Origin of the sequence: Cellulomonas citrea (assembly GCF_009829685.1) — a bacterium.
GTDB classification, from domain to species: domain Bacteria; phylum Actinomycetota; class Actinomycetes; order Actinomycetales; family Cellulomonadaceae; genus Cellulomonas; species Cellulomonas citrea.
In genome coordinates, this window is record NZ_VWSD01000160.1 from 1 (window position 1) to 6,419 (window position 6,419).

Sequence of the window (6,419 nt, forward strand, 5' to 3'; positions counted from 1 at the left end):
CCCTCGACGACGAGCGCCAGCACCGGACCGGACGCCATGAACGTGATGAGCGGGCCGACGAAGGGCTTGCCGGCGTGCTCGGCGTAGTGCTCGGCGAGCAGGGCCTCGTCGGCGGTGCGCAGCCGGGGGCTGGGCGGGCACGGCGGCCCGGATCTGGTCGAGCACGTGCTCCGGCGGCCGGGTCCCGCCGACGAGCACCGGTGCGGCCGGCGCCTCGGCGGCCGGGACGGTGACCAGGCCCAGCTCGAACAGCCCGAGGGCGCCGATCCCACGCGAGACGTTGCGCCGCGCGGTGTCGAGCAGGGTCACCAGCAGGCTGGTGCGCATCAGCGGCTGGGCGTCGACCAGCGGGTTCGCCAGCCGCAGCGCACGCCGCTGCTCGTCGTCGGCCGCCAGGCCGAGCGCGTCCAGGTCACCCGTCCCGACGAACGGGTAGCTGAGCACCTCGACCAGCCCGTCGGCGGCCAGGGCGTCGGCCACCGCACGCCGCGCACGCTGGGCGAAGGTGAGCCCCGACCCGGGGGCGGCATGCGGCACCACCGACGGGATCTGGTCGTAGCCGCGCACCCGCGCGACCTCCTCGACCAGATCCTCCGGGGCGCGCAGGTCCGGCCGCCAGGAGGGCACCGTCACCAGGGCCCGGCCCTGCCCCGGCCCGACCTGGCACCCGATCGCCTCGAGGGTCTCGCGCACCTCGTCCGGGGTGTAGGGCACGCCGACCAGCCGGGCCGGCAGCTCCAGGTCGAGCTCGAGGGCCGGCGGTGCCGGCGTGAGGTCGATGTCGGTGCACACGGCGTCCGCCACCCCACCGCCGTAGCGGGTGAGCAGCTCGACGACCCGGTCCACGGCGACCCGCTGCAAGGCGGTGTCGACCCCCCGCTCGAACCGCTTGGCCGCCTCGGAGGACAGCTTGTGCCGACGCGAGGTCCGCGCGATCGAGACCGGGTCGAACCAGGCGGCCTCGACGAGCAGGTCGGTCGTGCCGGCCGCCGTCTCGGACTCCTTGCCGCCCATCACGCCGGCGAGCCCGAGGGCGCGCGCACCGCGGTCGCCGTCCGGGGAGTCTGTGATGAGCAGGTCCTGCGGGTCCAGCGCACGGTCCTGCCCGTCCAGGGTCACCAGGTGCTCACCGGGCCGGGCCCGGCGCACGACGATCGGCTCGGCCAGACCAGCCAGGTCGTAGGCGTGCAACGGCTGACCGAGGTCGAGCATCACGTAGTTGGTGACGTCGACCGCGAGCCCGAGCGGGCGCATCCCGGCCTGCGTGAGCCGGCGCTGCATCCACGCAGGTGCGGGTGCGAAGGCGTCGACCCCGCGCACCACCTGGGCGACGAACCGGGCGCAGCCGGCCTCGCCGTGGATCGGCGCGTCGTCGGCCAGCTCGACGGCGAACCCGCCGGAGACCGGCAGCCGCTGCTCGGCGGTCGGCAGGCCCTGGTCGGTGAACGTGGCGCCGGTGGACAGCGCGTACTCCCGGGCCACGCCGCGCATCGCGAAGCAGTAGCCGCGGTCGGGCGTCACGTTGATCTCGAGCACCTGCTCACCCAGGCCGAGCAGCGCGAGCGCATCGGCGCCGGGCACCAGGTCCTGCGCGGCGAAGCCCTGCCGGGTGAGCACGATGATCCCGGCGTGGTCGTCGCCGATGCCCAGCTCACGCGCCGAGCAGATCATGCCGTCGGACACGTGGCCGTACGTCTTGCGGGCCGCGATGGGGAACGGTCCGGGCAGCATGGCACCGGGCAGGGTGACGACCACCCAGTCGCCGGCGTCGAAGTTCTGCGCACCGCAGACGATCCCCCGCGGCACGGTCGGCCGGCCGGCCTCGTCGAGCTCGTTGTGCTCACCGACGTCGACGTGGCACCAGTTGATCGTCTTGCCGTTCTTCTGCACCTCGGGGGTGCGGTCGACGACCCGGCCGACGACGACCGGTCCGGTGACCTCGCCGCCGACGTGCACGGCCTCTTCCTCCAGCCCGACGCGCACGAGGTCGACGGCCAGCTGGTCGGCGGTCAGGCCGTCGGGCAGCGCGACGTGCTCACCCAACCAGGGCAGCGGGACGAGCACCATGTCAGATCACCGCCTGGAACTGGGTGGAGAAACGGACGTCGCCCTCGACGATGTCGTGCATGTCGGCGATCCCGTGACGCAGCATGAGCGTGCGCTCGATGCCCATCCCGAAGGCGAACCCGGTGTAGACCTCGGGGTCCACCCCGGCGGAGCGCAGCACGTTGGGGTTGACCATCCCGCACCCGCCCCACTCGATCCAGCCTGGACCGCCCTTCTTCTGCGGGAACCACAGGTCCATCTCCGCCGAGGGCTCGGTGAAGGGGAAGAAGCTCGGTCGCAGCCTGGTGCGTGCGTCGGGGCCGAACATCGCCCGGGCGAAGTGGTCGAGCGTGCCGCGCAGGTGGGCCATGGTGAGGCCCTTGTCGACGGCCAGGCCCTCGACCTGGTGGAACACGGGCGTGTGGGTCGCGTCCAGAGCATCGGTGCGGAACACCTGACCGGGGCAGGCGATGTAGATCGGCAGCTCCCGGTCGAGCAGCGAGCGCGCCTGCACGGGCGAGGTGTGGGTGCGCAGCACGAGGCCGGAGCGCGCGCCGTCGCCGCGCTCCACGAAGAACGTGTCCTGCATGCCGCGCGCCGGGTGGTCCTGGCCGAAGTTGAGGGCGTCGAAGTTGAACCACTCGGCCTCGACCTCGGGGCCCTCGGCGATCTCCCAGCCCATCGCGACGAACACGTCCGCGATCCGCTGCGAGAGCGTCTCGAGCGGGTGGCGGGCACCGGTGGGGCGCCGGTCGGTGGGCAGCGTGACGTCGACGGTCTCCTCGAGGAGCACCCGTGCGTCGCGCTCGGCCTCGAGCTCGGCGGTGCGGGCCGCGAACGCCGCGTTGACGGTGCCGCGGGCCTGGCCGACGAGCCGCCCCGCGGCTGCCTTGTCGGCCGCGGCGAGGGCCCCGATCTCACGGTTCGCGAGGGCCAGTGCGCTGCGGTCCCCCAGATGGGCCGTGCGCACCTCCTTGAGCGCGGCCAGGTCGCCGGCGGCGGCCACAGCGGCCAAGGCGTCGTCGACGGCGGCACCGACGGCAGCAGGATCCAGGGGTGAGGGGACGGACATGAGGGCCTTCCGGACGGGTCGTCGGCCGCAGGGCGGCCGGTCGGGCAGTCTAGCGGCGCCCGCCGGAGGGCCTCGTGCGGTGACGACCTACGGTCGACGGCGCGGCCCGGCGGCGGGCCACGCAAATCGGCGACCGCCACCCGGGACGGCGGGCTCGCCCACCTCGTCGCGGCGGCTCGGCACGCCGGGGCGCGCAGCGCGGCCGACTCCGGGCAACCCGGCGGCGCGCGCGTGGGTCGCCGTCCAGGTCACGTCCGTCATCGTGCCACAGCCGCTCAGCCGGTCAACGGGAATGTCCGCACGGTGGTGTACCGCGGGCCGCCGCCGCGGCCCGCACCCGGCTGCGACTGCTGCAGGCTCAGCTCGCGCACCGTCCAACGCGGACCGGCGTAGACCGCGAGGGCACGCACCAACGGGTCGAGGCCGTCGCCTTCGGCACCGGGCTGTCCCGGCCGGCCGCCGCCTCGACCGCTGCCGGCCCGACGGGGCGGCCGGGAGCCGGGCCGGGCTCGTCCGACCGTGAGGTGCGCCCGGTGGCGGGCCCGGTCGTCGTTGGCGTGCCCACCGTCGGCACCGGCGGCGGCCAGCGCAGCGGCCACGGCCCGCTGCCGCTCGACGTCCCCGGAGGCACCCACCCACAGCGTGCGGTGCGCGAAGAGCCCGGCTCCCCGCAGCGACAGCTCGTAGGGGGCTGTCCCGCCGCAGACCTGCTCCACCCCCGCGAGCAGGGCGGGGACGGCACCCTCGGGAACCTCGCCGTAGAAGGCCGCCGTGAGGTGCCACGTCTCGCGCGCTGACCACCGCACCGGATCGTCGGGGCCGACCGCGGCCCGGCGCACGGCCGCGAGGGCCAGGTCGAGGTGGTCGAGCACATGTGGCGGCGGCACGACGGCGACGAACAGGCGCACCACCCCAGCCTGCCAGCAGCCGCGGCCGGATGCGGGCGCGTGCAGTCGGTCGCCGGTCGTCGGTCGCACCAGCCCCGAGCCGGTGCACGGGCGCCGCAGTGCCCGCTCCCCTAGCGTGCTGCCATGACCGCGACCGGCGCCCCTGCTCCGCCGCCCTCGGGCACCCCCGACCCGCCGCGCACCCTGCGGCTGCACGCGCGACTCGAACCCGTCGGCCCTGCGGCGGCCTTCATGCTGACGGACGAGCAGGTCGCAGCGCTGGGGCACGGCAGGACACCGCCGGTCCGGGTGCGAGTGGGCGACCGCTCGGTGGCCACCCGGGTCGGCCGGAGGGGAGCTCAGTACCTCGTCGGGCTGTCGAAGTCGGCACGGGCCACACTCGAGGTGGCACCCGGCGACGAGCTCGACGTCGAGATCACGCTCGACGAGGCTCCGCGGGAGATCGAGATCCCCGCTGAGCTCGCACGGGCCTTGTCTGCCGATCCCGCCGCCAAGGCCGCCTTCGACGCGCTGGCCCCGTCGCACCGCAAGGAGCATGCCCGGTCGGTCGCCGAGGCCGTGCGCGACGAGACCCGGGCCCGCCGGGTCGACGCGGTCCTCAGCGCGCTCCGCGCCGGCTGAACGACCCCGGTCACAGGCTCCGAACGGCGGGAAGCCGGGACGTCAGCGGCGTTGCGCCCGGGCCGAGGCGTACAGGCAGACCGCTGCGGCGGTGGCCAGGTTGAGCGACTCGGCGCGCCCGTGCAACGGCACGCGGACGACGGCGTCGGTGACCGCCCGGTCGGCGTCGGCCAGGCCCCAGGCCTCGTTGCCGAACACCCAGGCGGTGGGCGCCGCGAGGTCCGGCGCCCCGGGGTCGACGGCGCCCGGGGCCGCCGCACCGTCGAGCAGGTCGTCGAGGTCGTAGGCCCCGTCGCCGGAGGCGGCGAGCACGGCGAGCCCGTGCCGGCGCAGCACCGCGACGGTCTCGGCGAGCGACACCCCCACGACGACGGGCGGGTGGAACAGCGAACCGGCGCTCGAGCGCACGGTCTTCGGGTTGTGCACGTCGACCGAGGCCTCGGTGAGCACGACGAGGTCGGCACCCGCGGCGTCGGCAGCGCGCAGCACCGTGCCCGCGTTCCCCGGGTCACGTACCTGCGCCAGCACGACGACGAGGCGGGGCACCGCGAGCAGCGCCTCGTCGAGCGAGACGTCGACCTGGTCGGCGACGGCCACCACACCCTGCGCGTCCGCGCTCATCGCCGTGAGCACCTCGACGGTGCCCAGCCGCACCGGCACACCCCGGTCGTGGGCCGCCCGGACGATCTCGGAGTAGCGGTCGTGCGCCTGCTGCGTCAGGTAGAGGGCGTGCACCCGGACGCCGTCGGCGCCGACGGCCTCCCGGACGGCCTGCGGCCCCTCGACGAGGAACTGTCCGGACCGCTCGCGGCCGGACCGGGTGCCCAGGGTGTGCACCTGCCGCACACGCTCGGCCTTCGGGTTGGTCAGCGGCGGCTCACCGTCCACCTGTTCGACGACGCGACGAAGCCCCCGGCCGGCGTGGCGGTCGGGGGCTTCGTCCGGGTGGTGCATCACGCAGCGGCGCGGGGCGCGTTCACGTCCTCGGGCAGCGCCTTCTTGGCGACCTCGACGAGCGTCGCGAAGGCCGCTGCGTCGGAGACCGCCAGGTCGGCGAGCACGCGGCGGTCGACCTCGACCCCAGCGGCCTTGAGGCCCTGGATGAACCGGTTGTAGGTGAGGCCCTGCTCACGCGCGGCGGCGTTGATACGGGCGATCCACAGCTTGCGGAAGTCGCCCTTGCGCGCCTTGCGGTCGCGGTAGGCGTAGCCCAGGGAGTGGGTGACCTGCTCCTTGGCCTTGCGGTACAGCCGGGACCGCTGCCCGCGGTAGCCGCTGGCGCGCTCCAGGGTGGTGCGGCGCTTCTTCTGGGCGTTGACCGCCCGCTTCACGCGTGCCACGTGATGCTCCTTGTCGTCGGGCTCGGTGCTGAGGCGCTGACGCGCCGGGCGTCAGCGACCGAGCAGCTTCTTGGCCTTCTTGGTGTCGGACGGGGCGAGCACGACGTCGCCGGCCAGCCGACGGGTGCGGCGGCTCGACTTGTGCTCCAGCAGGTGGCGGGCGCCGGTGCGCTCGCGCATGAGCTTGCCGGAGCCGGTCACGCGCACCCGCTTCTTGGTGCCGGAGTGCGTCTTGTTCTTCGGCATGGTCGGGGTCTCTCCTTGTCGTTCGTGCCGCCCGGGTGCGGACGGCTCGTAGCAGACGGTCCCGTCGGGACCGTGCAGATCAGCTGGACGAACCGCCGGCCGGCGGTCGCGGGGTCGGACCCGGCCGAGGCGCGGGACGCGGGGTGGCCTGCGGCCGGGCGGCGGCAGGTCGAGGTGCCGGGCTCG

General features: G+C 74.9%; 7 protein-coding genes and 1 pseudogene. 1 reads left to right on the forward strand and 7 read right to left on the reverse strand.

The window, feature by feature from the left end; genetic code table 11:
* From F2B26_RS17725 to thpR, 4 genes and pseudogenes are all read right to left on the reverse strand, one after another.
* Positions 1 to 101: nucleoside-diphosphate kinase (locus F2B26_RS17725; RefSeq protein WP_369122549.1), on the reverse strand; the 101-nt coding region annotated here is incomplete at its 3' end.
* Between the two features lie 25 nt (positions 102 to 126).
* A pseudogene (gene pheT / locus F2B26_RS13785) lies at positions 127 to 2,067 on the reverse strand (phenylalanine--tRNA ligase subunit beta); the annotation flags it as partial.
* 1 nt (position 2,068) lies between these two features.
* The gene (gene pheS, locus F2B26_RS13790; protein WP_159810333.1) at positions 2,069 to 3,118 is read right to left on the reverse strand and encodes a phenylalanine--tRNA ligase subunit alpha; all 1,050 of its coding nucleotides are present in this window, start codon (positions 3,116 to 3,118) and stop codon (positions 2,069 to 2,071) included.
* Between the two features lie 275 nt (positions 3,119 to 3,393).
* Complete coding sequence (gene thpR / locus F2B26_RS13795; RefSeq protein WP_159810335.1) at positions 3,394 to 4,026, reverse strand: RNA 2',3'-cyclic phosphodiesterase; 633 nt, start codon at positions 4,024 to 4,026, stop codon at positions 3,394 to 3,396.
* A gap of 123 nt (positions 4,027 to 4,149) precedes the next feature.
* On the opposite strand from thpR, the gene F2B26_RS13800 reads away from it, so the two are divergent.
* The gene (locus tag F2B26_RS13800; protein WP_159810337.1) at positions 4,150 to 4,647 is read left to right on the forward strand and encodes a YdeI/OmpD-associated family protein; all 498 of its coding nucleotides are present in this window, start codon (positions 4,150 to 4,152) and stop codon (positions 4,645 to 4,647) included.
* Between the two features lie 42 nt (positions 4,648 to 4,689).
* Here F2B26_RS13800 and F2B26_RS13805 read toward each other — a convergent pair whose 3' ends face one another.
* From F2B26_RS13805 to rpmI, 3 genes are all read right to left on the reverse strand, one after another.
* On the reverse strand, positions 4,690 to 5,535 hold the full coding sequence (locus F2B26_RS13805) for a TrmH family RNA methyltransferase (protein ID WP_438939204.1): 846 nt from the start codon (positions 5,533 to 5,535) through the stop codon (positions 4,690 to 4,692).
* A 65-nt stretch (positions 5,536 to 5,600) separates the two neighbouring features.
* Positions 5,601 to 5,987, reverse strand: coding sequence for a 50S ribosomal protein L20 (rplT, locus tag F2B26_RS13810; protein WP_159810341.1), 387 nt, complete (start codon positions 5,985 to 5,987; stop codon positions 5,601 to 5,603).
* Positions 5,988 to 6,038: 51 nt separating this feature from the next.
* Positions 6,039 to 6,233: a 50S ribosomal protein L35 gene (rpmI, locus tag F2B26_RS13815; RefSeq protein ID WP_159810343.1), complete on the reverse strand. Its 195-nt coding sequence runs from the start codon at positions 6,231 to 6,233 to the stop codon at positions 6,039 to 6,041.
* Positions 6,234 to 6,419: the final 186 nt, after the last annotated feature.

Coding starts and splice junctions, on each gene's coding strand:
- pheS (WP_159810333.1), bottom strand. CDS start 3,118: ATGTCCGTCCCCTCACCCCTGGATCCTGCTGCCGTCGGTGCCGCCGTC.
- F2B26_RS13800 (WP_159810337.1), top strand. CDS start 4,150: ATGACCGCGACCGGCGCCCCTGCTCCGCCGCCCTCGGGCACCCCCGAC.
- rpmI (WP_159810343.1), bottom strand. CDS start 6,233: ATGCCGAAGAACAAGACGCACTCCGGCACCAAGAAGCGGGTGCGCGTG.